Annotated in this window: 30 protein-coding genes; all 30 read left to right on the forward strand. The window is 55.4% G+C overall.

What is annotated here, in order from left to right:
• Positions 1 to 69: 69 nt before the first annotated feature.
• The 30 genes from rplS to fliY all read left to right on the forward strand — a co-directional run bounded on the left by rplS (position 70) and on the right by fliY (position 26,912).
• The gene (rplS, locus tag ACTVIM_RS05855) at positions 70 to 420 is read left to right on the forward strand and encodes a 50S ribosomal protein L19 (RefSeq protein WP_033022957.1); all 351 of its coding nucleotides are present in this window, start codon (positions 70 to 72) and stop codon (positions 418 to 420) included.
• A gap of 87 nt (positions 421 to 507) precedes the next feature.
• Complete coding sequence (lepB, locus tag ACTVIM_RS05860) at positions 508 to 1,059, forward strand: signal peptidase I (RefSeq protein ID WP_445613931.1); 552 nt, start codon at positions 508 to 510, stop codon at positions 1,057 to 1,059.
• 174 nt (positions 1,060 to 1,233) lie between these two features.
• Entirely contained in the window at positions 1,234 to 2,094 is an 861-nt protein-coding gene (ylqF, locus tag ACTVIM_RS05865; RefSeq protein WP_445613932.1) for a ribosome biogenesis GTPase YlqF, read from the forward strand.
• Positions 2,095 to 2,179: 85 nt separating this feature from the next.
• A complete protein-coding gene (locus ACTVIM_RS05870; RefSeq protein WP_445613933.1) occupies positions 2,180 to 2,956 on the forward strand; it encodes a ribonuclease HII in 777 nt (258 codons plus the stop codon).
• 422 nt (positions 2,957 to 3,378) lie between these two features.
• Positions 3,379 to 4,917 (forward strand): flagellar hook-length control protein FliK, encoded by a 1,539-nt coding sequence (locus ACTVIM_RS05875; RefSeq protein WP_445613934.1) that lies wholly within the window; start codon positions 3,379 to 3,381, stop codon positions 4,915 to 4,917.
• Positions 4,914 to 5,201, forward strand: coding sequence for an EscU/YscU/HrcU family type III secretion system export apparatus switch protein (locus tag ACTVIM_RS05880; RefSeq protein WP_033022976.1), 288 nt, complete (start codon positions 4,914 to 4,916; stop codon positions 5,199 to 5,201). The genes ACTVIM_RS05875 and ACTVIM_RS05880 overlap by 4 nt, the downstream gene beginning before the upstream one ends.
• A 117-nt stretch (positions 5,202 to 5,318) precedes the next feature.
• Positions 5,319 to 6,479, forward strand: a complete 1,161-nt coding sequence (gene sucC, locus ACTVIM_RS05885; protein ID WP_445613935.1) for an ADP-forming succinate--CoA ligase subunit beta — start codon at positions 5,319 to 5,321, stop codon at positions 6,477 to 6,479.
• A 17-nt stretch (positions 6,480 to 6,496) separates the two neighbouring features.
• Positions 6,497 to 7,399: a succinate--CoA ligase subunit alpha gene (gene sucD, locus ACTVIM_RS05890; protein ID WP_015374401.1), complete on the forward strand. Its 903-nt coding sequence runs from the start codon at positions 6,497 to 6,499 to the stop codon at positions 7,397 to 7,399.
• 64 nt (positions 7,400 to 7,463) lie between these two features.
• Positions 7,464 to 8,345, forward strand: a complete 882-nt coding sequence (dprA, locus tag ACTVIM_RS05895; RefSeq protein WP_033843508.1) for a DNA-processing protein DprA — start codon at positions 7,464 to 7,466, stop codon at positions 8,343 to 8,345.
• A 78-nt stretch (positions 8,346 to 8,423) separates the two neighbouring features.
• The gene (gene topA / locus ACTVIM_RS05900; protein ID WP_445613937.1) at positions 8,424 to 10,499 is read left to right on the forward strand and encodes a type I DNA topoisomerase; all 2,076 of its coding nucleotides are present in this window, start codon (positions 8,424 to 8,426) and stop codon (positions 10,497 to 10,499) included.
• 94 nt (positions 10,500 to 10,593) lie between these two features.
• Positions 10,594 to 11,496: a tyrosine recombinase XerC gene (gene xerC / locus ACTVIM_RS05905; RefSeq protein ID WP_033022993.1), complete on the forward strand. Its 903-nt coding sequence runs from the start codon at positions 10,594 to 10,596 to the stop codon at positions 11,494 to 11,496.
• Positions 11,497 to 11,521: 25 nt separating this feature from the next.
• Positions 11,522 to 12,064: an ATP-dependent protease subunit HslV gene (gene hslV / locus ACTVIM_RS05910; RefSeq protein ID WP_033022994.1), complete on the forward strand. Its 543-nt coding sequence runs from the start codon at positions 11,522 to 11,524 to the stop codon at positions 12,062 to 12,064.
• Between the two features lie 17 nt (positions 12,065 to 12,081).
• Positions 12,082 to 13,476, forward strand: coding sequence for an HslU--HslV peptidase ATPase subunit (gene hslU, locus ACTVIM_RS05915; RefSeq protein ID WP_033023255.1), 1,395 nt, complete (start codon positions 12,082 to 12,084; stop codon positions 13,474 to 13,476).
• A gap of 16 nt (positions 13,477 to 13,492) precedes the next feature.
• The gene (codY, locus tag ACTVIM_RS05920) at positions 13,493 to 14,272 is read left to right on the forward strand and encodes a GTP-sensing pleiotropic transcriptional regulator CodY (RefSeq protein WP_445613938.1); all 780 of its coding nucleotides are present in this window, start codon (positions 13,493 to 13,495) and stop codon (positions 14,270 to 14,272) included.
• Between the two features lie 293 nt (positions 14,273 to 14,565).
• Entirely contained in the window at positions 14,566 to 14,955 is a 390-nt protein-coding gene (flgB, locus tag ACTVIM_RS05925; protein ID WP_445613939.1) for a flagellar basal body rod protein FlgB, read from the forward strand.
• A gap of 3 nt (positions 14,956 to 14,958) precedes the next feature.
• Positions 14,959 to 15,411 carry a flagellar basal body rod protein FlgC gene (gene flgC, locus ACTVIM_RS05930; protein ID WP_033022999.1) on the forward strand — a complete coding sequence of 151 codons (453 nt, stop codon included), beginning with the start codon at positions 14,959 to 14,961 and terminating at the stop codon, positions 15,409 to 15,411.
• 19 nt (positions 15,412 to 15,430) lie between these two features.
• Positions 15,431 to 15,727 carry a flagellar hook-basal body complex protein FliE gene (gene fliE / locus ACTVIM_RS05935; RefSeq protein WP_445613940.1) on the forward strand — a complete coding sequence of 99 codons (297 nt, stop codon included), beginning with the start codon at positions 15,431 to 15,433 and terminating at the stop codon, positions 15,725 to 15,727.
• Between the two features lie 82 nt (positions 15,728 to 15,809).
• Positions 15,810 to 17,393 (forward strand): flagellar basal-body MS-ring/collar protein FliF, encoded by a 1,584-nt coding sequence (fliF, locus tag ACTVIM_RS05940; protein WP_445613941.1) that lies wholly within the window; start codon positions 15,810 to 15,812, stop codon positions 17,391 to 17,393.
• A gap of 12 nt (positions 17,394 to 17,405) precedes the next feature.
• A complete protein-coding gene (fliG, locus tag ACTVIM_RS05945; RefSeq protein WP_445613942.1) occupies positions 17,406 to 18,425 on the forward strand; it encodes a flagellar motor switch protein FliG in 1,020 nt (339 codons plus the stop codon).
• Positions 18,409 to 19,188 (forward strand): flagellar assembly protein FliH, encoded by a 780-nt coding sequence (gene fliH, locus ACTVIM_RS05950; protein WP_144973730.1) that lies wholly within the window; start codon positions 18,409 to 18,411, stop codon positions 19,186 to 19,188. The genes fliG and fliH overlap by 17 nt, the downstream gene beginning before the upstream one ends.
• A gap of 19 nt (positions 19,189 to 19,207) precedes the next feature.
• The gene (fliI, locus tag ACTVIM_RS05955; protein WP_445613943.1) at positions 19,208 to 20,476 is read left to right on the forward strand and encodes a flagellar protein export ATPase FliI; all 1,269 of its coding nucleotides are present in this window, start codon (positions 19,208 to 19,210) and stop codon (positions 20,474 to 20,476) included.
• Between the two features lie 42 nt (positions 20,477 to 20,518).
• Entirely contained in the window at positions 20,519 to 20,965 is a 447-nt protein-coding gene (fliJ, locus tag ACTVIM_RS05960) for a flagellar export protein FliJ (protein WP_445613944.1), read from the forward strand.
• Positions 20,966 to 21,577, forward strand: coding sequence for a MotE family protein (locus tag ACTVIM_RS05965; protein ID WP_445613945.1), 612 nt, complete (start codon positions 20,966 to 20,968; stop codon positions 21,575 to 21,577).
• Positions 21,574 to 22,773 carry a flagellar hook-length control protein FliK gene (locus tag ACTVIM_RS05970; protein ID WP_445613946.1) on the forward strand — a complete coding sequence of 400 codons (1,200 nt, stop codon included), beginning with the start codon at positions 21,574 to 21,576 and terminating at the stop codon, positions 22,771 to 22,773. Before ACTVIM_RS05965 ends, ACTVIM_RS05970 begins: the two co-directional genes overlap by 4 nt.
• Positions 22,774 to 22,784: 11 nt before the next feature.
• A complete protein-coding gene (gene flgD, locus ACTVIM_RS05975) occupies positions 22,785 to 23,213 on the forward strand; it encodes a flagellar hook assembly protein FlgD (RefSeq protein WP_445613948.1) in 429 nt (142 codons plus the stop codon).
• Positions 23,214 to 23,228: 15 nt separating this feature from the next.
• On the forward strand, positions 23,229 to 24,041 hold the full coding sequence (gene flgG, locus ACTVIM_RS05980; RefSeq protein WP_445613949.1) for a flagellar basal body rod protein FlgG: 813 nt from the start codon (positions 23,229 to 23,231) through the stop codon (positions 24,039 to 24,041).
• A 46-nt stretch (positions 24,042 to 24,087) separates the two neighbouring features.
• On the forward strand, positions 24,088 to 24,312 hold the full coding sequence (locus tag ACTVIM_RS05985) for a flagellar FlbD family protein (RefSeq protein WP_445613950.1): 225 nt from the start codon (positions 24,088 to 24,090) through the stop codon (positions 24,310 to 24,312).
• The gene (fliL, locus tag ACTVIM_RS05990; RefSeq protein WP_144973743.1) at positions 24,299 to 24,727 is read left to right on the forward strand and encodes a flagellar basal body-associated protein FliL; all 429 of its coding nucleotides are present in this window, start codon (positions 24,299 to 24,301) and stop codon (positions 24,725 to 24,727) included. Before ACTVIM_RS05985 ends, fliL begins: the two co-directional genes overlap by 14 nt.
• Positions 24,728 to 24,754: 27 nt before the next feature.
• Positions 24,755 to 25,759: a flagellar motor switch protein FliM gene (gene fliM, locus ACTVIM_RS05995; protein WP_144973745.1), complete on the forward strand. Its 1,005-nt coding sequence runs from the start codon at positions 24,755 to 24,757 to the stop codon at positions 25,757 to 25,759.
• Complete coding sequence (gene fliY, locus ACTVIM_RS06000) at positions 25,749 to 26,912, forward strand: flagellar motor switch phosphatase FliY (RefSeq protein WP_445613951.1); 1,164 nt, start codon at positions 25,749 to 25,751, stop codon at positions 26,910 to 26,912. The genes fliM and fliY overlap by 11 nt, the downstream gene beginning before the upstream one ends.
• Positions 26,913 to 26,931 lie beyond the last annotated feature (19 nt).

The raw sequence follows: 26,931 nt of genomic DNA on the forward strand, positions 1-26,931 counted from the left end.
GGAAAACGATGTTCCGCTGCAATGACGATTTTTCATTGGCATGAACATCTGTGGAAGGAGTGGAACGAGATGCATCATTTGATCCAAGAAATTACGAAAGAGCAGTTGCGGACCGATTTGCCGGATTTCCGCCCGGGCGACACGGTGCGCGTCCATGTAAAAGTCGTGGAAGGCAACCGTGAGCGCATCCAAGTGTTCGAAGGCGTCGTCATTAAACGGCGCGGGGCGGGCATCAGCGAAACGTTCACCGTCCGCAAAGTGTCCTACGGCGTCGGCGTTGAGCGCACGTTCCCGGTGCATACGCCGAAAATCGCCAAGCTGGAAGTCGTCCGCCGCGGGAAAGTCCGCCGCGCGAAACTGTACTACTTGCGTGAGCTTCGCGGCAAAGCGGCGCGCATTAAGGAAAAAACGGCTCAATAACGGACATCGTTGGGACGTAGCGGAAAAGGAGCTTGCTTTCAAGCTCCTTTTTTCGCTATCGCAAATTTGAACGTAGGTGGGATGATGATGGAACAGAAAAAAAGCGAATGGCGCGAATGGATGAAAGCCATTGTTGTCGCTGTCCTGCTCGCTGGGGGCATTCGCTATTTCATTTTCGCCCCGATCATTGTCGACGGCTATTCGATGATGCCGACGTTACATAATCATGAACGGATGATCGTCAATAAGCTCGCCTATAAAATAGGCGCCCCACATCGTTTCGACATCATCGTGTTTCACGCCGAAGCGGGGAGAGACTATATTAAGCGGATCATCGGCTTGCCGGGCGACCGAATCGAATATCGAAACGACACGCTTTATGTCAACGGCAAGCCGTATGAAGAACCATATTTGGCTGAAGTCAAAAAGCAAGTGGCTTATGGGCCGTTGACGGAGCCGTTCACGCTCAAAGAGTTGACCGGACGGAGCACCGTGCCGAAAGGGTATTTGTTCGTGATGGGCGACAACCGCCGCTTCAGTAAAGATAGCCGCCATATCGGCTTCATTCCGATGTCGAAAGTCGTCGGTAAGGCGAGCATCGTCTATTGGCCGCTCCAAGACGCCCGCATCGTGAAATGATCCGATCGCAACCCGTTCAAAGCGCCAGCGGTGTGGTCGGGAGAAAGCTCGCTGCCCGTCGTTTCGTTTTTCATCCATATGGGCCGTCTCTTTCAGGTGGAATCCACGATCGTGACGCATCGGCAGGCAACAAACAAAGCGTCATCACGAATCAACGAAAGGCAGGTGAAGGCTATGGCGACGATTCAATGGTTTCCCGGTCATATGGCGAAAGCGAAGCGGGAAGTGCAAGAAAAACTAAAATGGATTGATGTGGCTTTTGAACTGCTTGACGCCCGTGTGCCGATGTCTTCGCGCAATCCTATGATCGACGAGATTCTGGGACAAAAGCCGCGCCTCGTTTTGCTTAACAAGGCCGATATGGCCGATGAGGCGGTGACGGAACAATGGATTCGCTATTTTCGCGAGCAAGGGAAAACCGCGATCGCCATCGATGCGCAAAGCGGGACGGGAGTGAAGCAACTGGCCGCAGCGGCGAAAGAGATGGTGAAAGACAAATTCGCCAAGATGCGGGCGAAAGGGATTAAAAACCCGCGTCCGGTTCGGGCGCTCATCGTCGGCATTCCGAATGTCGGCAAATCGACGCTCATCAACCGGCTGGCGGGCCGCCATATCGCGAAAACCGGCGACAAGCCGGGAGTGACGAAGGCGCAGCAATGGATCAAGGTCGGCAAAGAAATGGAGCTGCTCGATACACCCGGCATTCTATGGCCGAAGTTTGAAGATGAGGATGTCGGTTACAAGCTGGCGGTAACAGGCGCCATCAAAGATGAAATTTTGAATGGGCAAGATGTCGCCGTTTACGCGCTCCGTTTTTTGTCCGCTCATTATCCGGAGCGGCTCCTTTCGCGTTATGATCTCGATGACATTCCCGCCGACATCGTCGCGTTGTTCGAGGCCATCGGGCGGCGGCGCGGCTGTTTGACAGCGGGCGGCGGCGTGGATTACGACAAAGTTGCGGAGATTGTGCTGTCTGATATTCGGACCGAAAAATTAGGCCGCTTAAGTTTTGAAGCGCCCGCTTTACGGACGTGAACTGTCCGGCGGGCGTTTTTTTGCGGGCCGTGCTTGACGTCCGGCCCGATCGAACCGATAGTATAAGTAGAAGAGGGAGAGACGAATGAAACGGTATACGGTCAAGGAGATTGAGGCGCTTCTTCCGCAGCTTGGCGCCGACGATCCGCATTGGGAATGGCTGCGGCGGGATGAGCGCAAGAGCGTGCAGGCGCTTCTCGCTCGTTTGGACAGGGAGCAGGCGCGCCGCCGGGCGGAGAAGCAGCGATGGGAAGCGTTGCTGCGCTGGGAGCGGGAGCTGTACGCGGCCGGCGCCGCTCGCATCGCTGGTATCGATGAGGCGGGCCGCGGTCCGCTCGCTGGTCCGGTTGTGGCCGCCGCCGTCATTTTGCCGGCAGGCGCTTACTTGCCGGGGCTTGACGATTCCAAACGGCTCACACCGGCTAAGCGTGAAGCGTTGTTTGCACAAATTGAAGCGTGCGCTGTCGCTATTGGCATCGGGATCGTCAGCGCGGCGGAAATCGATGAGTGGAATATTTACGAGGCGACGAGGCGGGCGATGGCGAAAGCGGTGGAGAACCTCTCCCCGCCGCCTGACTATTTGCTTGTCGATGCCATGACGGTTCCGTGCTCTTTGCCGCAACGATCGCTGATCAAAGGCGATGCCAGCAGCGCTTCCATCGCTGCGGCATCGGTCATCGCCAAAGTCACGCGCGACCGCTGGATGACCGAATTGGACCGCCGCTATCCGCAATATGGATTCGCTCGCCATATGGGCTACGGGACGCCGGAACATTTACAAGCTATTCGCTGTTACGGAGTGACGCCTGAGCATCGCCGTTCCTTTGCGCCGGTGCGCGAAGCGCTCAATGAACATCGTTAACGGCTCGGATGATGGAAAAGCGAGGTGTAGCGCTCGCCCATCGCGCTTAATGGCGATCGATTTTCTTTCATTCGTTGTTTTGCATGCGAACGGCTTTCGCCAAAGCGCCAAGCGATCCTCATTAATGGCCGCCGCTCGTTTTCAGCGGGAGACGGCCAACGGGAACATCGTCGTGGAAAGCAAAAGGGCGCCGGTGTCGACCCGCTTTGCTTCACACCGTCCGAGCATGTCAACCTCATCGTATGGAAACGGGTTGCATCGACACGGACGATCAAAGGGAAACGACGAGCTATAGTTGAAAGTTTGTTTTACATCCCGCTGATTACTCGACTCGTTTATCATCATCAACTTGTACTTAGATGAAACACGCAACGAAAAATCGGAAATGGTTTATGGTAACTTATATAGAAAGGGGGAGGGGAATGGTCGAGCGGATGGAACGAACGTTGCCGGTAGCTGCTGTGCGCGATCCGGTGTCTAGACGACCGTTGGCGCCAGGAGAGGCCATTATCGGCCGGGTGGAACAAGTGGAAGAGACGGAAACGGGAGAGCGGTCGGCGCTCGTTCGGGCCGGCGGCCAACTCATTCGCGCCCGGCTCGAAGCGCCGCTCGCTGAGGGACGGCTCTATTTGTTTGAAATTCACGAACAAGGCCGGTGGAAAGCGGTGCCGCTGTCGAGGGCGGGCGCCCATTCGCTTGAAGAGGCCGCGCGCCAATGGCAGCGCGCTTGGAAGCTGTCGGATGTCGCCTTGCCGGTGCTTCGCCAGGCGCTGAAAGCGGGAGCGGTTGTGACCAAAACGGAGGTGGTGAAGCTGGCCGAGGCGGCGCAGCAAACCGGGCAACCGGACAGCGCGGAAGAAGTGCTCGCCCATTTGTTTCGCCGCGGTTTGCCGCCGTCTCCGGCCGTGTTTCGCGCCCTGTGGGCAGCGAGAGCGGGAGCGCCGCTCGCTTCATTGTTGACGGAACTAAAGGCGGCGCTCGCCGCCCTTCCCGCCCAGCCGGGGACGGTGGCGCTCAGGCAGGACTTCGAACGTCTTCTTTCGCCCTCGCTGTTTGCCTACGAGACGGCAGCCCATGTAGCGTTAGCGGCTCGGCAGGAAGGAGCGGAGCCAGCGCTGGCGCTCTGGGCTCGCCTCGGGCTCGCCCCGTTGACCAAGGACGGCCGTATGGCGCTTCGCGAGGCGTTGCGGCAGCGGCGTTTTTCTGAAGTGGGGCGGCTGCTCGGTGTGACGGATGAGGAAAGATTTTTCGCCCGAGTTGCCGCGGTGGACGCCGCTTTTCGCCGCGGGGAGCTCCCTAGGGCGGAAGCAGAGCTGTGGGCGGCCGCCCGAACGGCCCGCGATCCGGCGCTGTCCGTGTTTCATTGGCTGCGCCGGATGGCGGCTCGCCTTGGGGTTGGCGACGAGGCGGAACTCGCCCGCGCGCTGAAAACGGGTTCGGCGCCTGTCGCCCCCTCATCGTTAAAAGGGCTGCTCCTTCGCCTTCTTCACGATCCGGAAACGAGCGGGGCGAAACGGACGGCGGAAGCGTTGCTTGACCGGCTGGACGGCATGGCCATCGCTTCGGGCCGCGACGGCGCGATGGAGCACGCGTGGCTCGCCTTTCCGCTTCCGCTTGGCCGCCATGACAGCGATTTGGTCGTCTATTGGCAAGGAAGGCGAAGCCATGAGCGGACGCTTGACACCGATTACAGCCGCATCGTCTGTTCGCTGACGCTTGAAGAGTTGGGCGAGGTGGTCGTCGATATGCGCGTGCAGCGTCGGATCGTTCACATTTCCATTTTTCACGATGATCCGCGGCTGTCGGCGCTGATCGCCCGGTTGTCCCCGCTCGCGAAAGAGCGGTTTCAAGCGCACGGTTATCGATTGTCAGGGGTGGATGTCAAGGCGGCGTCTGCCGCTTGCCCGCCTTCTCTCTTTCCGTTTCAAAGCGGCGGCAGCGGGGTGGACTGGCGGGCATGAGCGAGGGGAGAAAAAAGGCGGTTGCGTTGTCGTATGATGCCCATGTGGACGAAGCGCCTGTGGTAAAGGCGAAAGGGAGCGGGGCGGTCGCTGAGGCGATCATCGAGATGGCCGAACAACACGGCGTTCCGATCCGAAAAGACCCCGTGCTCGTTGAATTGCTCAGCGAAGTGGAGCTGAATGAGACGATTCCCGAAGAGCTGTATGCGCTCGTGGCGGAGCTGTTTGCGTTTTTATACGATCTAGACCGCGCCGCCAAAGAACAAAAAGCGGGGAAAGGATGAGGTTTCCTCTTCCCCGCTTTTTTTCATTATTGTGACGAAACGGTGGACAACCGGGAAACGTTAGGTATAAAATGAAAGCGCTAAGACTTTTTGATCTTATACATAGGAGGTTGGCGCATGAACATTCATGAATACCAAGCAAAAGAAATTTTGCGAAGCTATGGCGTATCCGTTCCGAACGGCCGCGTCGCGTTTACGGTCGATGAAGCGGTCGAAGCGGCGAAAGCGCTCGGCACACCGGTATGCGTCGTCAAGGCGCAAATTCATGCCGGCGGGCGCGGCAAAGCGGGCGGGGTGAAAGTGGCAAAAAGCCTCGAGGAAGTCCGTACATACGCCAGCGAATTGCTCGGCAAAGTGCTCGTCACCCACCAAACCGGCCCGGAAGGAAAAGAAGTGAAGCGGCTTCTCATTGAAGAAGGATGCGACATTCAAAAAGAATATTACATCGGCCTTGTCGTCGACCGCGCCACCTCGCGCGTCGTCTTGATGGGCTCGGAAGAAGGCGGCACGGAAATCGAAGAAGTGGCGGCGAAAACGCCGGAGAAAATTTTTAAAGAATACATCGATCCGGCGGTTGGGCTGCAGGCGTTCCAAGCGCGCCGATTGGCGTTCAACATCAACATCCCGAAACAGCTCGTCAATCAAGCGGTCAAATTTATGATGGGCTTGTACCAAGTGTTTGTCGATAAAGACTGCTCGATCGCCGAAATCAACCCGCTTGTCGTCACCGGCGACGGCAAAGTGATGGCGCTTGATGCGAAATTGAACTTTGACTCCAACGCCCTTTATCGTCATCCGGACATTTTGGAGTACCGTGATTTGGACGAGGAAGACCCGAAAGAAATCGAAGCGTCGAAATATGACTTGAACTACATCGCCCTTGACGGCAACATCGGCTGCATGGTCAACGGCGCCGGCTTGGCGATGGCGACGATGGACATCATCAAATATTACGGCGGCGAGCCGGCCAACTTCCTCGATGTCGGCGGCGGCGCCAGCGAGGAAAAAGTGACGGAAGCGTTCAAAATCATTTTGTCCGATCCGAACGTGAAAGGCATTTTCGTCAACATTTTCGGCGGCATTATGAAATGTGACGTCATCGCGAGCGGCATCGTTGCGGCGACGAAGCAAGTCGGCTTGACACTTCCGCTCGTCGTTCGCCTCGAAGGAACGAACGTCGAGCTCGGGAAAAAGATTTTAGAAGAGTCGGGCTTGAACATTACGGCGGCGGAATCGATGGCGGACGGCGCGCAAAAAATCGTCGAGCTAGTACGTTAAGAAAGCGAGGGAGACACGTGAGCGTTTTTGTCAATAAAGACACGAAAGTGATCGTGCAAGGGATTACCGGTTCGCAAGGGCTGTTTCATACAAAACAGATGATTGAATACGGAACGAACATTGTCGGCGGGGTCACGCCGGGCAAAGGCGGCACGGAAGTCGAAGGCGTGCCGGTGTTTGACACCGTTTCGGAAGCGGTCGAAAAAACGGGCGCGAACGCTTCGGTCATTTACGTTCCGCCGGCGTTTGCCGCCGATGCGATCATGGAGGCGGTCGACGCCGGGCTCGATCTCGTCGTCTGCATCACCGAAGGCATTCCGGTGCTTGATATGGTGAAAGTGAAACGGTACATGGAAGGGAAAAAGACGCGCCTCATCGGCCCGAACTGCCCGGGCGTCATTACGCCGGAAGAGTGCAAAATCGGCATTATGCCGGGCTACATCCATAAAAAAGGGCATGTCGGCATCGTCTCGCGCTCCGGCACGCTGACGTACGAGGCGGTTCACCAACTGACGCAAGCCGGCATCGGCCAATCAACGGCAGTCGGTATCGGCGGTGACCCGGTCAACGGCACGAACTTCATCGATGTGCTGAAGGCGTTTAACGAGGACGAAGAGACATACGCGGTCATTATGATCGGCGAAATCGGCGGCACGGCCGAAGAAGAAGCGGCCGAATGGGTAAAAGCGAATATGACGAAACCGGTCGTCGGCTTCATCGGCGGGCAGACGGCGCCTCCGGGCAAACGGATGGGCCATGCCGGCGCGATCATTTCCGGCGGCAAAGGCACGGCTGCGGAAAAAATCAAAAAAATGACCGAATGCGGCATCAAAGTGGCGGAAACGCCGGCCGTCATCGGCGAAACGCTCATTTCCGTCTTAAAAGAGCGCGGCTTGTACGAAAAATGCAAAACGCATTAATGTTCCTGCCCCGCACGATCGTGTGCGGGGTGCTGTTTATCCTGTTGCGAGAAAGGGGAATACGATGTACGATACGGTTCGCGACCGGCTCATCCATCTCCACCATTGCCGCGGGGCGGGATGGAAGACGATTCAGGCGCTGTTGGCCGCTGATGCTACGCTTTCTGCTCCATTTTCGCTCTCTCCCTCTGCCCTCCGCTCCCTTGTCCCGCTCTCCGATGCGCAATGGAACGCCTTTTTCCACGACTTGCATGCCATCGATATGCAGCGGCTGCTGCAAGCATACCGCAGCCGGGGCATTCGCCTCATCACGTTATGGGACGCCGACTATCCGCCGCTGCTAAAGCATATCCACGCGCCGCCATGGGTGCTGTACGCGAAAGGGAACCTCGCTTTGCTTCAACAAGTGAAGCTGATCAGCATCGTCGGAACGCGACATCCGACGAAAGAAGGAATCGCCGCGTTGGAAAAACTGGTGCCGCCGCTCGTTTCCGCCGGTTTTACGATCGTGAGCGGACTGGCCTTTGGCATTGATGTTTGCGCCCATCAACTGGCCGTCCGGCACGGCGGCACGACGATCGCGGTCATCGCTGGCGGGCTTGACCACGTTTATCCAAAGGCCCACCGTTCCTTTGCTCGGCAACTCATGGAAGAACATCTCGTGATCGCTGAACATCCGCCGGCAACAAGACCGCAGCCGTGGCAGTTTCCGGCTCGCAACCGCATCATCAGCGGATTGTCGCTCGGCACGATCGTCGTACAAGCCCGGGTGAAAAGCGGCTCGCTCATCACCGCCGCGTATGCGCTCGAGCAAGGGCGTGAAGTGTTCGCCGTCCCCGGTCCGATCGGTTTGGCCGAATCCGCTGGCCCGAATACGCTCATTCAACACGGGGCCAAACTAGTGCAACAAGCGGACGATGTGATCGCTGAATTCCCGTACTTGTAGCGATCATGTTTGACAAATGTGGCCATAATCATTAATAATAATGAAGATTTCAATTTACCTCCTAGGGGTGGAAGATCGATGTCAGACTACTTAGTTATCGTCGAGTCGCCAACGAAAGCGAAGACGATCGAACGATACTTAGGAAAAAAATATACGGTCAAAGCTTCGATGGGCCACGTCCGAGACTTGCCAAAAAGCCAAATGGGCGTTGATATAAACCGCGGCTATGAGCCGAAGTACATTACGATCCGCGGCAAAGGCCAAGTGATTAAAGAGCTGAAAACAGCGGCGAAAAAAGCGAAAAAGGTGTTTCTTGCCGCCGACCCGGACCGTGAAGGAGAGGCGATTGCTTGGCATTTGGCCAACATGCTCGATCTCGACATCCATTCGGATTGCCGCGTCGTGTTCCACGAAATTACAAAAGACGCCATTCAACAATCGTTTCAACAGCCGCGCGCCATCAATATGAACCTAGTGGACGCCCAGCAGGCGCGGCGCGTGCTCGACCGACTCGTCGGTTACAATATCAGCCCGCTCCTATGGAAGAAGGTGAAAAAAGGGTTGAGCGCCGGCCGCGTACAGTCGGTCGCCCTGCGCCTCATCATCGAGAGGGAAAAAGAAATTCGCGAATTCCGTCCGGAAGAATATTGGACGATTCAAGCGGTGCTGCAAAAAGGCAAGGAAACGTTCACCGCCTCCTTTTACGGCATCGATGGGCAAAAGCGCGACATAAAGACGGAAGAAGACGTGAAAGCCGTGCTTTCCCGCTTGCAAGGGAATTCGTTCACCGTCAAAACGGTCGCCAAGCGCGAGCGCAAGCGCAGTCCAGTGCCGCCATTTACCACGTCGTCACTGCAGCAAGAAGCGGCGCGCAAGCTCAATTTCCGCACGAAAAAAACGATGATGGTCGCCCAGCAGCTGTATGAAGGAATCGACCTCGGCGGCGAGGGGACCGTCGGTTTGATTACATACATGCGCACCGATTCGACGCGCATCGCCGAAACGGCGCAGCGGGAAGCGGCGGCATACATCGAGGCGGCGTTTGGCGCTTCGTACGTCAACCAAGAAAAACGGAAGGAAAAGAAAAGCACCAATGCCCAAGATGCCCATGAAGCGATTCGTCCGACATCAGCCTTTCGCGATCCGGAAAAAGTAAAGCCGTATTTGACGCGCGATCAATTCCGGCTCTATAAATTGATTTGGGAGCGATTCATCGCCAGCCAAATGGCAGCGGCCGTCCTTGACACGATGAGCGTGGAGCTGGAAAACAACGGCGTCCTGTTCCGCGCCAACGGGTCAAAGGTCAAGTTTCCGGGCTTTATGAAAGTATACATCGAAGGATCGGACGATCAGACGGAGGAACAAGACCGGCTGCTGCCGAACTTGGAAGAGGGAGAAACCGTCCAGAGCGAAGCGATTGAACCGAAGCAGCATTTCACCCAACCGCCGCCGCGCTACACAGAGGCGCGCCTTGTGAAAACGCTGGAAGAGCTCGGCATCGGCCGTCCGTCGACGTATGCGCCGACGCTTGATACGATTCAAAAGCGCAACTACGTCGTCTTGGAAAACAAGCGGTTCATTCCAACGGAGCTTGGCGAAATCGTTGTTGAGCTGATGCTCGAGTTTTTTCCGGAAATTATCGATGTCGAGTTTACGGCGAAAATGGAAAAAGAATTGGATGAAATCGAAGAAGGAAAAGTGGGCTGGATCGAAGTCGTCGACGAGTTTTACCGCGAATTTGAGAAGCGGTTGAAAGTAGCGGAAAAAGAGATGCGCGAAGTGGATTTGAAAGACGAGCCGGCCGGCATCGATTGCGACGTGTGCGGCAGTCCGATGGTGTACAAAATGGGCCGCTTCGGCAAGTTTATCGCCTGTTCAAATTTTCCAGAATGCCGCCATACGAAGCCGATTGTGAAGTCCATCGGCGTCAAGTGCCCGAAATGCCGTGAAGGCGAAATCGTGGAGCGCAGCAGCAAGCGGAAGCGAGTGTTTTATGGCTGCGATCGCTTTCCGGACTGTGACTTTGTTTCCTGGGACCAGCCGCTCGCTCGTCCTTGCCCGAAATGCGGCGGGCTGCTCATTGAGAAAAAATTGAAAAAGGGCGCGCAAGTGCAATGCACAGCGTGCGACTACGAAGAACGGCCGGACGTCTAAACAGGCGCCGGCCACAATTCAGAATTTTATAAAAAATAGTTGCGTTTGTATGCCATCGTATGGTACGATGGAGGAGCCGCTGCGAGGTGAGGCAATGGAAAATTCGAAACTTGTATTACAATTGTTCCTGGAATATTTACAAATCGAGAAAAATTATTCACAATATACTATTGTGTGCTACCGGCGCGACATTGAGCAGTTTTTGCAGTTTATGAGCGCCGAGGGGATCGGTCGGCTTGAGGACGTGGCCTATAGCGATGTCCGCTTGTATTTGACGAAGCTGTACGGGCAAAAGCTATCGAGCCGTTCGATCGCCCGCAAAATTTCGAGTTTGCGCAGCTTTTACAAGTTTTTGCTGCGCGAGGGGCGGGCGGCTGAAAATCCGTTTGCGTTTGCGGCGCTGCCGAAAAAAGAGCAAACCATTCCGAATTTTTTATATCCGCAGGAATTAGAAGCGCTCTTTCTTGTCAATGATGAGAATACCGCTCTTGGCCAGCGCAACGCGGCGCTGCTTGAGCTGTTGTACGCGACAGGTGCCAGGATTAGTGAATGTTGTCACATTCAACTGTCCGACATCGATTTCCAAGCGCAGACCGTATTCATTCACGGCAAAGGAAACAAGCAGCGCTATGTCCCATTCGGGCGCGCGGCTTGTGAGGCGCTCAAACGGTATATCCACGGCGGGCGGCGCGAGCTCACGAAAACGTTGGCGGCAGACCACCGCTATTTGTTTGTTAACGCCCGCGGCAACCCGCTCACGCCTCGAGGGGCGCGGTACGTTTTCGAGCGGATCGTGGAAGCGGCGGCGCTGACGCAACAGATCAGCCCCCACGTGCTGAGGCACACGTTTGCGACCCATTTGCTCAACAACGGAGCCGACCTTCGCTCCGTGCAGGAGCTGCTCGGCCACACGCATTTGTCATCGACCCAAGTGTATACGCATGTGACGAAAGACCGGCTTCGGCACATTTATTTGCAGGCGCATCCGCGGGCGTAGGCCCGCCGGCAGGGAGGGGACAATGATGGGAACTTTTCATGCGACGACGATTTTTGCCATCCGCCATAACGGGGCAGCGGCGATGGCGGGCGACGGCCAAGTGACGTTCGGCAATGCGGTCGTCATGAAACAGACGGCCAAAAAAGTGCGGCGGCTGTTTCAAGGAAACGTGCTTGCCGGGTTTGCTGGCTCGGTCGCTGATGCGTTTACGCTGTTTGAGATGTTCGAAGGCAAGCTCGAGCAGTTCAATGGCAACTTGCCGCGCGCGGCGGTGGAATTGGCGAAAGAATGGCGGAGCGACAAAGTGCTGCGCCGCCTTGAGGCGATGTTGATCGTGATGGACAAAGACCATCTGTTGCTTGTCTCCGGCACCGGCGAAGTGATCGAGCCGGACGATGGCATGCTGGCGATCGGTTCGGGCGGCCACTATGCGCTCGCTGCTGGACGCGCGTTAAAGAAGTATGCCGGCGGCTCGCTGACCGCCAAAGACATCGCCAAGGCAGCGCTCGAGATTGCCGCTGACATTTGCGTCTATACGAACGGCCATATCATAGTGGAAGAGCTGTAAAAAGGAGGAGGCCGATGATGGCGGAAACATTGACCCCAAGGCAAATTGTCGAGAAGCTCGATCAGTTTATCGTTGGGCAAAAAGAGGCGAAAAAAGCGGTGGCGATCGCCCTCCGCAACCGGTACCGCCGCAGCTTGCTCGATGAAAAATTGCGCGATGAAGTGATGCCGAAAAACATTTTAATGATCGGGCCGACCGGGGTCGGAAAGACCGAGATCGCCCGCCGGCTCGCGAAACTCGTCGGCGCCCCGTTTATCAAAGTCGAGGCGACGAAATTTACCGAAGTCGGCTATGTCGGACGCGATGTCGAATCGATGGTGCGCGATTTGGTGGAAACATCGGTCCGACTCGTCAAAGAGCGGAAAATGAACGAGGTGAAAGACCGGGCCGAGCAGCAGGCGAACAAACGGCTCGTTGAATTGCTTGTCCCCGGCAAACCGAAACAGACGATCAAAAACCCGCTTGAGCTGCTGTTCGGGGGACAGACGACCCAACAAGACAGCAGCTACAGCCATGAGGACGAGCAAGTCGAGCGAAAACGGCGCCAAGTCGCCTGGCAACTCGAAAACGGCCAGCTCGAAAACGAAATGGTGACGATTGAAATCGAGGAGCAGCCGCCGATGTTGTTTGACTTTTTGCAAGGGGCGGGCATCGAGCAGATGGGCGTCAATATGCAAGATGCGTTAAGCAGCCTCATGCCGAAGCGGCGCAAAAAACGGCGCCTCAAAGTGAGCGAAGCGCGAAAAGTGCTCATCAACGAAGAGGCGCAAAAGCTGATCGACATGGATGAAGTGACGCAAGAAGCGATTCGCCTTGCCGAGCAGTCCGGCATCATTTTTATCGATGAAATCGACAAAATCGCCCGCAGCGGGGCGGTGTCCGGTTCGGCCGATGTCTCGCGCGAAGGGGTGCAGCGCGACATTTTGCCGATTGTCGAAGGTTCGACCGTTATGACGAAATACGGGCCGGTCAAAACGGACCACATCTTATTCATCGCCGCCGGGGCGTTCCATATGGCGAAGCCGTCCGATTTGATCCCTGAGCTGCAAGGCCGTTTCCCGATTCGCGTCGAACTGGCGAAACTTTCCGTCGATGATTTCGTAAGAATATTAGTCGAGCCGGACAACGCCCTCATCAAACAGTATCAAGCTCTTTTGGCCACGGAAGGTATAAATCTTGAATTTTCTGACGATGCTATTCGTAAGATTGCCGAAGTGGCGTTTGAAGTGAATCAGACGACCGATAACATCGGCGCGCGCCGGCTGCATACCATCTTGGAAAAACTGCTTGAAGAATTGCTGTTTGAAGCGCCGGACATCGGCATCGACAAAGTCGTCATCACGCCGCAGTATGTCGAGCAAAAGCTCGGCGACATCGTCAAAAACAAAGATTTACGCGAATTTATTTTGTGAGGAGGAGATGAAAACGATGAATTTATTAGAAAAAACGCGAAAAATTAACGCGATGCTGCAAAAAGCAGCCGGGCGGCCGGTCAATTTCAAAGAAATGGCCGAAACGCTTTGCGAAGTGATTGAAGCCAATGTGTTTGTCGTTAGCCGCCGCGGCAAGCTGCTCGGCTTCGCCATTAAGCAATCGATTGAAAACGAGCGGATGAAACGGATGCTCGAGGAGCGGCAGTTTCCGGAAGAATATACGAAAAACTTGTTCAACATTACGGAAACGTCTCCTAACATTGATATTAACAGCGAATATACAGCGTTTCCAGTGGAAAATCGTGACTTGTTCAAAACCGGCTTGACGACGATCGTCCCGATCAACGGCGGCGGGGAACGGCTCGGCACCCTCATTTTGTCGCGTCTTGACCGCGAGTTTGATAACGACGATCTCATTTTGGCCGAATACGGAGCGACGGTCGTCGGCATGGAAATTTTGCGGGAAAAGGCGGAAGAAATCGAGGAAGAAGCGCGCAGCAAAGCGGTTGTGCAAATGGCGATCAGCTCGCTGTCTTACAGCGAACTTGAAGCGATTGAGCATATTTTTGAAGAGCTTGACGGAACGGAAGGGCTGCTTGTCGCGAGCAAAATCGCCGACCGCGTCGGCATCACCCGTTCGGTTATCGTCAACGCCTTGCGCAAGCTTGAGAGCGCCGGGATCATTGAATCGCGTTCGCTCGGCATGAAAGGAACGTACATTAAAGTATTGAACGATAAATTTTTAAGCGAACTGGAAAAATTGAAATCAAGCTAAACGGCGTGGCCGTCTCAACCCGCTAGGGATTTTTGCCTAGCGGGTTTTTATTTCCTAAGAGACCGTGATTCAATCGTGCATACCGCTTCCTGCCATCGTTTCTCAAATCGAAAAACCTTGCAGTACTGCACACTTTTCCTCATCGATCAGGAAACCAATCGTTTTCACCAGCCTTCGAACAACGACGAGGGGAGAAAAATAGTACCAAGTTCCGGCTATACATTGGGTTTTCTTTCCCGTAAAATGAAATCTAGCAGAAATTGTCGAAAAATAGGATAAAAGAGGGGATTCCATTGTCGTTGTTCTCACCGACGATCCACTGGCTCGAGCAAGGACTCCGTTACGCTTCGCTCCGCCAGCAGGCGATTGCTGACAACATCGCCAACGCCGATACGCCGGGCTATAAGGCGAAAGATGTGCGATTTCAGGCGGAACTTGAGCGGGCGCTTCAGTTTGAGGCAAAACGGACGAACCCGAGGCATTTTTCGTTTTCGAGTGAACAAAGCGGAAAAATCATCGTGACGACCAACGCCAACATGAGTTACAATCATAATGGAAATAGTGTCGACATTGATCAAGAAATGTCAAAATTAGCAGAAAACCAAATTTATTACAACGCGTTGGTCGACCAGATTAATGGGAAGTTCGCAACGCTAAAAACGGTGATCAAAGGAGGGAAATAGACGGTGTCGATGTTTCAAAGCCTGAACATCTCCGCTTCGGCGCTCACGGCCCAGCGGTTGCGCATGGATGTCATTTCGTCCAACATCGCCAACGTCGATACCACGCGGGCGCGCTTGGTCAACGGCGAGTGGGAGCCGTACCGCCGCAAAGTGGTCATATTTGAGCCGCGCGGCGCTCAATTTTCCAGCTATCTGCAGGCCGCCATCGGACGGGCGGAGCCGGCAGGAGGTGGAGTGGAGGTGCGAGAAATTGCCGAGGATCCCGCGCCGTTTAAGCTCGTGTACGATCCGGATCACCCGGACGCCAACGCTGATGGCTACGTTCGCCTGCCGAACGTGGATCCGCTCAAGGAAATGGTCGACTTGATCGGGGCGACTCGCTCCTATGAAGCGAACGTCACGGCGTTGAACGCCTCCAAAGGCATGCTGATGAAGGCGTTGGAAATTGGGAAATAGTTCGTAAGGAGGATGGGCGATGATCGATGGAGTCAACCGCGTCGGGTTGGGAATGACCGCGGCCGTTTCCTCTCCGGTGAAACCGGCTGCGGCGCAAAAGCAGTTTGCCGCTTTTTTCAAAGAAGCGCTCAACCGAGTCAACGAGGCGCAACTTCAAGCGGATGAGCTGACGGAAAAGCTCGTTCGCGGGGAAAATGTTCAACTGCACGATGTGATGATCGCAGGGCAAAAGGCGAGCATCGCCCTGCAGCTGACGCTCGAAGTTCGCAATAAGGCGATTGAGGCCTACCAAGAAATGATGCGCATGCCATTGTAACGACCATGAACAGCATTACATATGGAAGCGGCCGTCATCACGGTGCGATGGCGGTGGGCAGCTCGATTATCGGGGGAATCGTATGAGAGACAAATGGAAAGAGTGGTGGGGCCGCGCTCGCGTGTTTTGGCAAGAACGGACGAAAAGACAAAAACGGCTCACGCTCGCCATAGCGGCTGCTGTGCTCGCGGCTGCCGGCATCGCGATCTTTTGGGCGACGAGAACGGAAATGGTGCCGCTTTACAGCAACTTGACGCCGCAGGAAGCTGGGCAAATCAAGGCGACGCTCGATGAGCGTGGCGTGCCGGCTGAAGTGGTGGACGGCGGCACGACGATTCAAGTGCCAAAAGAGCAAGTCGACGCCTTGAAAGTGGAGCTGGCCGCCGAAGGCATTCCGAACAGTGGAACGATCGACTATTCCTTTTTTGGCCAAAACGCGAGCTTCGGCATGACCGACAACGAGTTTAATATGGTGAAGTTAAAAGCGATGCAGACAGAGCTCGCCAACTTGATCAAAACGATCGACGGCGTGCAAGATGCAAAAGTGATGATTACGCTTCCGCAGCCGAGCGTATTCGTTTCCGATGAAAAAGAGGAAGCCTCGGCTTCGATCGTGCTGAAGACGAAGCCGGGCTACCGGTTTAGCGACGAGCAAATTCGCGCGCTCTATCACCTCGTCGCGAAAAGTGTTCCTAATCTCTCTACAGATAATATCGTCATCATGAATCAGTTTTTTGAGTATTTTGATTTGAAAAATGACGACGAAAATTCGACAGGAACGACATTCGCTTCGCAGCAGCAAATCAAAAAACAAATCGAACGCGACATCCAGCGCCAAGTGCAGCAGCTGCTTGGCACGATGATGGGGCAGGATAAAGTCGTCGTTTCCGTGACCGCCGATGTCGATTTCACGCAAGAAAAGCGGGAAGAAAACTTAGTCGCCCCGGTCGATGAGAAAAACAATGAAGGCATTGCGGTCAGCGTCCAGCGCATCAAAGAAGCGTATTCGGGAAGCGGGGCGCGCCCGGGCGGCGCGGCCGGAACGGGCACGAACGAAGTGCCGGGCTATCAGTCCACCAACGGCGATACAAATGGCGATTACGAGCGGACTGAGGAGACGGTCAACAACGAGGTCAACAGAATTAAAAAACAAATCGTGGAAAGTCCGTACAAAATCCGCGACTTAGGCATCCAAGTGATGGTGGAGCCGCCGAAGCCGAATGATCCGAATTCGCTGCCGCCGGAAACGGTCAACGACATTCAAAAGCTGCTAGGGACGATCGTGCGGACGTCGATCGACAAAGGCGAGGGGCAAACGCTCACCGATCAGGACATCAACAACCGCATCGTTGTGTCCGTACAAAAATTCAACGGCAAACCGACGTTTACAGAAACAGCGCCAGCAAGGCCGGCATGGTGGTGGTACGCCGCCGGCGGCGGAGCGCTCTTGCTGATCGCTTTGCTGTTGTTCTTCTGGCTGCGCCGCCGCCGCGAGGACGAAGAGGAAGAGGAAGAGTTTCCGCTCGCTCCGTCGATGGCGGAACCGGAGTTGCCGGAGCCGCCGGAGACGGAGTCGGTGATGCGTCGCCGGCAGCTTGAGCGCCTAGCGAAAGAAAAGCCGGACGAGTTTGCCAAACTATTAAAAACGTGGCTATCGGAAGAGTAGGAGGAACGGCGTATGGCAAAGCGTGAACGGAAAGGCGGGCTGACGGGCAGACAGAAGGCGGCCATCCTCCTCATTTCCCTTGGCCCGGACGTATCGGCCTCTGTCTATAAGCACTTATCCGAAGACGACATTGAAAAATTGACATTGGAAATTTCCAACGTCCGCCAAGTGACGGCCGACCAAAAAGAAGAAGTGCTCGAAGAGTTCCGTCAGCTCGCGGTAGCGCAAGATTACATCGCCCAAGGCGGCATCGCCTACGCGAAAGAAGTGCTGGAACGAGCGCTCGGCCCAGACAAAGCGATGAACATCATCCATCGGCTGACATCGGCGCTGATGGTGCGTCCGTTTGACTTCGCCCGCAAAGCCGACCCGATGCAGCTGTTAAACTTCATCCAAAACGAGCATCCGCAAACGATCGCTCTCATTCTCTCCTATTTGGAGCCGGCGCAGGCTGGGCAAATTTTGTCCGCGCTTCCGCAGGAAATGCAGGCCGATGTCGCCCGGCGCATCGCGCTGATGGACAGCACATCGCCTGAAATTATCAGCGAAGTCGAACAAATTTTGGAGCGGCGGCTGTCGGCAACGTTCGTCCAAGACTACACGCAAGCTGGCGGAATCGAAGCGGTCGTCGAGGTGTTGAACCAAGTCGATCGAAGCACGGAGCGAACGATTTTGGATGCGTTGGAAATACAAGATCCGGAGCTGGCTGAGGAAATCAAAAAACGAATGTTTGTATTTGAAGATATCGTCACGCTTGACAACCGCGCCATCCAGCGCGTCATCCGCGAAGTCGACAACAACGACCTCATGCTGGCCCTGAAGGTGGCAAGCGAGGAAGTGAAAGACGTTGTCTTCCGCAACATGTCGTCGCGAATGGCAGAGACGTTCAAAGAAGAGATGGAATATATGGGACCGGTTCGGCTCCGGGATGTCGAGGAGGCCCAGTCGCGCATTGTTGGCATCATTCGCCGCCTTGAAGAGGCCGGTGAAATCGTCATCGCCCGCGGGGGAGGAGATGATATCATTGTCTAATGTGATTAAAGCGCCAACGGTGGCGGCGCGCGCAGGCAAAAAAATCATCGCCGTGCATCATCCGCTCGCCGCCGGTCTTTCGGAAATGGACGGCAGGCACGAGGAAATGGAAGCGGTCGTTGCCGCTAGGGAAGAAGCGGCCGAGCTTCGCCGGCAAGCCGAGCAATATTGCCAGGCGATGCGCGAACAGCTCGCGCGCGAACAAGAGCAATGGCAGGCCGAAAAAGAGCGGCTTATGCAAGAAGCGCGCGCCCAAGGGTATGAAGATGGCTACGCAGCCGGGCACGCGGCGGCGCTCAGCGAGCATCGCGAATGGGTGGAACAGGCGCGGCGCGCGGCGGAGCGGGCAAACAGCGAGTTTTACGCCCGCATCGAAGCGGCGGCGGAGACGATGCTCGAAGTGGCGCTAAAAGCGGCAGAACGCATTCTTGGCGCCGCGCTTGAGAACGATCGGAACGCGTTTTTACCGCTTGTTCTGCAAGCGTTGCAAGAAGTGCGGCGGCAGACGGAAGTGGCCGTTTACGTTCACCCGCATTGCTACGAAATGGTGACGGAACAGCAAGAGCGGCTGAAATCCGTTTTTCCGCAGCGCGTCGATTTGTTCATTTATCCCGATGATACGCTGCCGGAATACGGCTGCCTCGTTGAAACGCCGTTCGGGCGCATTGATGCAAGCGTCGATACCCAGCTGGAACGGCTGCGCGAGGCGCTTTTCCGGCGGTTGAAGGAGGAAACGTCCCCTGAACTGGCAGGCGCTTCTTGATGAAATGGCTGTGGCTGACTTGTATCGACGATTTGGTAAAGTATCACGCGTCATCGGATTAATGACGGAATCGAAAGGGCCGGAAAGTTCGATCGGCGACCTTTGCTACATTCATGAAGCGAGCGGCCGCCGCAAAATCCCCGCTGAAGTCGTCGGCTTTCATGAGCAGCACGTGTTGCTCATGCCGTTTTCCGCCATGACGCACATCGCCCCAGGCTGTCTCGTCGAGGCGGCTGGCAAACCGCTCGAAGTGCATGTCGGTGAGGCGCTGATCGGCACGGTTTTGGATCCGCTCGGCTACCCGCTTGACGGAAGCGCGCTGCCTTTAGGCGTAAAGCCCGTGTCGGTCGAGCGCGATCCGCCCAATCCGCTCACCCGGCCGCCGATCGCCGAGCCGCTTGAAGTCGGAGTTCGCGTGATCGATAGCTTGCTTTCCGTCGGCAAAGGGCAACGGGTTGGAATTTTTGCCGGCTCCGGCGTCGGCAAAAGCACCTTGATGGGGATGATCGCCCGCCATACATCGGCTGATGTCAACGTCATTGCCCTGATCGGCGAGCGCGGCCGCGAAGTGCGTGAATTTTTGGAGCGCGATCTCGGTCCGGACGGCCTCGCTCGCTCGATTGTCGTCGTCGCTACGTCCGATCAGCCGGCGTTGATGCGCGTGAAGGGGGCCTATACGGCGACAGCGATCGCCGAATATTTCCGCGACCAAGGGGCCGATGTCATGCTCATGATGGACTCGGTCACTCGCGTCGCCATGGCGCAGCGGGAGATCGGGCTGGCCGTCGGCGAGCCTCCGACGACAAAAGGCTACACGCCATCCGTGTTCGCCCTGTTGCCCAAGCTGCTGGAACGGGCCGGAACAAACGCGTCCGGGACGATCACGGCCTTTTATACGGTGCTTGTCGACGGCGATGACATGAATGAACCGATCGCTGATGCGGTGCGCGGCATTTTGGACGGCCATCTTGTGCTCGAGCGCCAGCTGGCCAACAAAGGGCACTATCCGGCGATTAACGTGCTGAAAAGCGTCAGCCGCGTCATGCCCCACATCATCAGCGCCGAGCATCGCGAAGCAGCGAATCGGCTTCGTCGCCTTCTGTCCACTTATATGGATTCGGAAGACTTGATTCAAATTGGGGCGTACAAGCACGGATCATCCCGTGAAATTGATGAAGCGATTCAGTTTTACCCGCGCATTATGGCGTTTTGCCGCCAGGAGATCGACGAAAAAACGACTCGCGAGGAAAGCATTGAGGCGCTGTTCCGCCTGTTGTCGGCCGGGTGATGGAGACGTGCGCCATCTTCACGGGGGAAAGGGTGAACAAACGTGATGACGACGTTTCGGTTGCAAAAAATATGGGCGATGAAGGAAAAAGAAAAGCAAGCGGCGCTTGGGGAATACGAAGCGGCGGTGCGCAAGTTTGAACAGGCGGCCGAAACACTGTACCGGCTGCTGAAGGAAAAAGAACGAGGCGAAGCGGCCCGGGACGAACAGCTGCGAGCCGGCCTGCCCATCGGGGCCATCCGCCATATGCTGCACTATCTCGCCAACATGGAACGGACGATCGATCATTATCAGCTCGTCGTCATGCAGGCGCGCGAGCAGATGCAACGCCGGCAGCGGCGCTTGGTCGAGCTGAACATCGAGGCGAAAAAATATGAAAAAATGCATGAGCGCGCGCAACAATGGGCCAAGCAGCTCGAAAAAGAGGCGGAGCGCCGCTTCTTTGATGAAATGGCCATCCAGCGGTTTGCGCGCCAAGGAGAGTTGTAGATGGCGGGAAGCAACATCGAACAGGAACAACAGACGAGCCGCTGGCAATGGCTCTTGTTCGTCGTGATCATCCCAAGCGTGTTTGCTGCTTTCTTCCTTTTGTTGATTTTGAACGCCGCCGGTGTTAACGCAGCGAAAACGGCAAAGCAATGGGTCACGAACGTTCCGTTTGTTTCGGAGTGGGTCGATTGGAAGAAAAAGGAGAAAACGATCCGCGAGGCGATGGCCAAGCAACAAGAAACGATCGCACGGCAAAAACGAACGATCGACGAGCAGCAAAACCAAATTCGCCAGCTCAAAAATGAACTGGCGGCCAAAGAAAAAGAGCTGGCGCGGTTGACGGCCCCCGCCGCCGAACCCGACAAGCCAACGGCTTCCGCTGCGGAGGCTGCGTCTCCTTCCGTCGATGTCGCGAGCCTGTATGGCGCGATGTCAGACAAGCAGGCAGCGGCCGTTTTAGCCGAGCTTTCCGAGAACGAGGCGCTCGATGTGTTAAGCAAGATGGACCGCGATAAAGCGGCGGCGATTTTGGACAAAATGCCGGCGAAACAAGCAGCGAAGCTGTTGTCCTCGCTGAGCAAATCGACGATGGGAGAGGAGGCGGCCCAATGAATGTAACGTTGACAGCCCGTTCGCCGCAGGCCGTGGGCGATCAGTCCGCCCCGGCGCCGTCCAAAAAGGAAACCGGGCCCAGCGGGGCATTCGCACAATTGCTCGCACACAAACAGACCGAACCCCTCCCGGTGGAAACCGCGATGGCGGAGCGGCCCGCTTTGCCGGAAAACAAGGCGGAACAACTCGAAAACAAAGCGGAACAAACCGATGGACAGGGCGGTTTCGAGTGGCTTTCCCTTTTTACTGGCCCGACGATCGGAATTTTCCCGGCGTTCCGTTGTTTACAAACCGGAGATGACCAAATGGTTGTCGCAAAAGAGGGTCAACTCATTTCTCCTCAGCCTGATCGCAAAGGCCAACGTTCATCCATTGACATCGGGGCGCTTGACCTTGGGAGAGAGGGGAGAATGGCCGCGTATGAAGGGGGGCGCTTGACCGCGATCGTCGAACAGGCATCGAACCGCGATAGTAACCGTTTGCCGACAGAGGGAGCGTCCTATGCTTGGTCATATAAGGCGCAAGGGGTTGCTCAGCAGCACGCTGAAACGGCATCCATCCCTCTATCTTCTTTGCCGCTGGCGGGAGAACATGAACAACAAGCGCTCGGCTCGGTTCTCCCCGTTGATGTCAGCACTACCGTCTCTGCTCACGAGCGGCTTTCGCTTCGCAGAGAGGACGGAGTGCGAACGGATGGACAGGCAGGATTTTCTGCCCATCCGACTTCTTGGTTCTCTCTGCCGCTCGATTCAGACAGCCAGACGAGCCAAGTGGAAAATGGGCATTCGGATTTTGTGGTTGACCAAGTCGCCCGCGCTTTGCGGCTGGGACGTTGGATGCGGCTCCCGGGCGGGGCGGCGCAGCTCGTCATCCGTCTTCATCCCGAGCATCTTGGCACAGTGACGGTGAAAATGACGCACGAGGACGGGAAGCTGACCGCTAAGTTGCTCGTCGCTAACGATGCGGTGAAAGAGTTGCTTCACGCTCATTTGCCGCAGCTCACCCAGCTGCTTGATGCGAGCCAGATCACGGTTGAAAAGTGGACGGTTTGGACCGATTGGGAGGGCTCTTCGTTGCCGCCGCAGTCCGAGGGGCGTCAAGGCGGCCGCCAACATGATGAATCGCGGCGGGAACAAAAGCGGGAATCATCACCTTCTTCCTCGTTTGCATTAGACGGGGTGGAGGCGGATGAATAGGAGGATGGAAAATGACAACAAATGCCATTGATTCAAATTTGTGGCTAGCTAATGCCGCTCAGCCGGAGTCGAAAACGGGAAATCGAATTTTAGGGAAAGACGATTTTTTAAAAATTTTGCTCGCTCAGTTGCAAAACCAAGATCCTCTTAATCCGATGGAAGATAAAGATTTTATTTCGCAAATGGCGAGTTTTTCTTCGCTTGAGCAAATGATGAATATTGCCGATTTGATGCAACAATGGATGCAAACGAGCCACCGCGATATGCTTTTGCGCTATAGTGAATGGATCGGCAAAACGGTTTCTTGGCTGGATGGTAGCGACGTCAAACAAGCGGTTGTTCAATCTGTCCAACAAAAGGACGGACAGGTGGTTTTAGGGCTTGAAAATGGTGCGATGATCGCGGCCGATCAGGTTATCAAAGTCGAACAAACATCGTAAAGGGGAGAGAAATCGATGCTTCGTTCCATGTATTCGGGCATTGGTGCCATGCGCAATTTCCAGACGAAACTGGATGTGATCGGAAACAATATTGCCAATGTCAACACGTACGGCTTTAAAAAAGGAAGAACGATTTTTAAAGATTTAATGAGTCAAACGATCTCCGGGGCGAGCGCTCCAGGCGCTGGCCGCGGCGGAACGAATCCAAAACAGGTGGGGCTTGGCGCCCAGCTGGCCGCCATTGACACCGTTCACACTCAAGGAAGCTTGCAAACAACGGGTCGGGTGCTTGATTTGGCCATTTCCGGCGACGGATTTTTCGTCATCGGCGATTCGTCCGGAAACAATCGTCTGTATACGAGAGCCGGAAATTTCTATCTTGATTCACAAGGCTATATTGTGAATGCGGATGGCCAGTACCTGCTCGGTCAGACGGGAGCGGCAGCGGGATTGAGCCCGATCCGAATTCCTGCCGATGCCAAAAGTTTAAGCATCGGGGCGGATGGAGCCGTTAACTATGTCGATGCCTCTGGTGCACTGCAACAAGCGGGACGGATTCAATTGGCGAAATTCGTTAATAACGATGCGTTAGAAAAAGTAGGGAACAACTTGTTCCGTGACACAGCCAACTCCGGCCAGCCGACAACAGGGACGCCCGGTACGGGGGGAACCGGAACGATTGTCTCCGGAGCGCTGGAAATGTCCAATGTGGATTTAGCGGAAGAATTTACGGAGATGATTGTTGCCCAGCGCGGTTTCCAAGCGAACACGCGCATCATTACCACCTCGGATGAAATTTTGCAAGAGCTCGTGAACTTGAAAAAATAGAATAGGAGGTAGGGCGTGAGCGGCTTTCTCTCGCCCGCTTTTGCCGATGATTTCATTGACGAAGCTCAACGGCAAACGGTTTACGCTCAATGCGCTGTACATTGAACAAGTCGAAGCGTTTCCCGACACGACCGTAACGTTGACAAACGGTAAAAAATTCGTCGTCCGCGAAACGGTTGAGCAAGTGGCGGCGCTCGCAAGCGAATTTTATCGGCAAATCGGCATGTTTCGCTTATCGGGAGCAGGAGGATTGGACAGTGAAAGGGAATAAGGCAATAAAACTGATGATTGTTTTGTTGGCGGTCATCGCTTTGGCCGGCACAGCGGTGCTGGTGGCGGTGACGAAGATGGGGAATGCCAAAGAGCAGGAGGCGCCGAGCGCTGACGAACTGGCGGAAAGCTCGATCGACATTCCGGAGATGACAACGAATTTAGCCGATGGCCGCTATATTAAAATCGCATTTAAAATCCAAACGGATAGTGACAAAGCGCGGGCAGAGGCGGAGAAGCGCGATTTTCAAATTAAGGATGTGATCATTGAACAACTGGCGGAAATGAAAGCGGCCGACTTTAAAGGAAAAGAAGGAATGGCGGCATTAAAAGAACGGCTGAAGCGCGACATCAATGGGTTGATGCAGGAAGGGAAAGTAGAGAATGTCTACATCACTTCCTTTATCCTCCAATAGCCTGCCGACTAAAGGGGGGAAGGTGAGATGACAGCCGGGGAAGTATTGTCACAAAGTGAAATTGACGCGCTGTTGGCCGCGCTTTCCACCGGGGAAATGAGCGCGGAAGAGTTGAAAAAAGAAGAAGAAGGACGGCGCGTCAAAGCGTACGACTTCCGGCGGGCGCTTCGGTTTTCGAAAGACCAGATTCGCAGTTTGACGCGCATTCACGAAAACTTCGCCCGCCTGTTGACGACGTTTTTTTCCGCCCAGCTGCGCACGTATGTGCAAATTTCGGTCGCTTCGGCCGATCAGATCCCATACGAAGAGTTCGTCCGCTCCATTCCGAAGATGACGGTGATTAACGTCTTCGAGGTGCCGCCGCTGAATGGGCACGTGCTTTTGGAAGTCAACCCGAATATCGCCTATGCCATGTTGGATCGGGTGATGGGCGGACGCGGCGTTGGCATGGACAAAGTGGATCAGCTGACGGAGATCGAAACGCGCATCATGTCCAATTTGTTTGACAAAGCATTCGTCCATTGGCGTGATGCGTGGGAGTCGGTGGCTGAGGTCGATCCGCTGTTTGTCGATTTTGAAGTCAATCCGCAGTTTTTGCGCATGATTGCGCCGAATGACACCGTTGTCGTCATTTCGCTCAACACGCAAGTTGGTGAAGCGCGCGGCATGATGAACGTTTGCATTCCGCACGTCGTGCTCGAGCCGATCATGCCGCGGCTGTCGGTGCATTATTGGATGCAGGCGCAAAAAAGGGATCGTTCCCCCGAGGAAGCGAAACAGTTGGAACAGCGCGTCCGTGCGGCCAAGCTGCCGATCATTGCCGAGCTCGGCACCGCGTCCATTACGATCAATGAATTTCTTCAGCTCGAGGTCGGCGATGTGATCCAACTTGAGCAGTCCATCCATGAACCGCTGGTCGTCAAAATCGGCCATATCCCGAAATTTATCGGCCAGCCCGGCAAGCGGAACAAAAAGCTGGCGGTGCAAATTTTAGCGATGAGCGAGGGGGACGGAGACAGCCATGATGAATGATGGAATGCTTTCACAAGATGAAATCGATGCGTTGTTGCGCGGAATGGGCAACAGTGAAGGGATCCCGGCGCTTCATGACATCTTTTCTCCACTGGAACAGGACGCTATTGGGGAAATTGGCAATATTTCCTTCGGCAGTTCGGCCACGGCGCTGTCAATGCTCTTGAATCAAAAGGTGGAAATCACGACGCCGAACGTGTCCGTGATTGAACGCTCGAAAATCGCCGATGAATTCCCCCATCCGTATGTCGCCATTCAAGTCAACTACACGGACGGGTTTCTCGGAACGAATTTGCTCGTCATCAAGCAGCATGATGCGGCGGTGATCGCCGATTTAATGCTGGGCGGCGACGGAACGGCGGTGAATGATGAGCTTGGCGAGATTCAATTGAGCGCGGTTCAAGAAGCGATGAACCAAATGATGGGGTCGGCAGCAACATCGATGTCGACGGTTTTTGGCAAGCGAGTGGACATTTCTCCGCCGACGCTTCATCTTCTTGATTTGTCCGAAGGAAAAGGGCTGGAGTATTTGCCGGATGAGGAGTTTTTCATTAAAGTGTCCTTCCGGTTGAAGGTCGGTGAGTTGATCGACTCCAACATTATGCAGCTGTTGCCGGTGGATTTCGCCAAGGAATTGGTTGGCTTGCTGCTTGGGTCTCCTTCCGAGCCGAAAGATGTGGAAGAACGGACGGAGCCGGCGCACGCGCGCGCCATGCCCGCTGATGGGCCCGATCCTGCTCCGACGCTGGCGAATGTGGGAGGAGCGATCGTTTCCCAGCCCGCCGGTCGGCCGGGACAAGCTTCGGCCGAGCGCGTGAAGGAAGCGGACGTTCGGCCTGTCCAAACCGCTGATTTTGCTGAATTTGACGCTCCGTCGTTAGCGGCTGCTGAGACGCGCAATTTGGAACTGCTGTTTGATGTTCCGCTGCAAGTGACGGTGGAGCTCGGGCGGACGAAACGTTCCGTGCAAGAGATTTTGCAGCTGTCAACGGGGTCCATTATTGAATTGGACAAACTGGCTGGGGAGCCGGTTGATATTTTTGTCAACAATAAGCTGATTGCCAAAGGCGAAGTCGTCGTCATCGACGAAAACTTTGGGGTGCGCATCACCGATATTATGAGCCAAAGCGATCGGTTAAAACGGCTAAAATAACAGGCATGCAGGAGGTAGG

It is taken from the genome of Geobacillus sp. YF-1 (genome assembly GCF_052692335.1).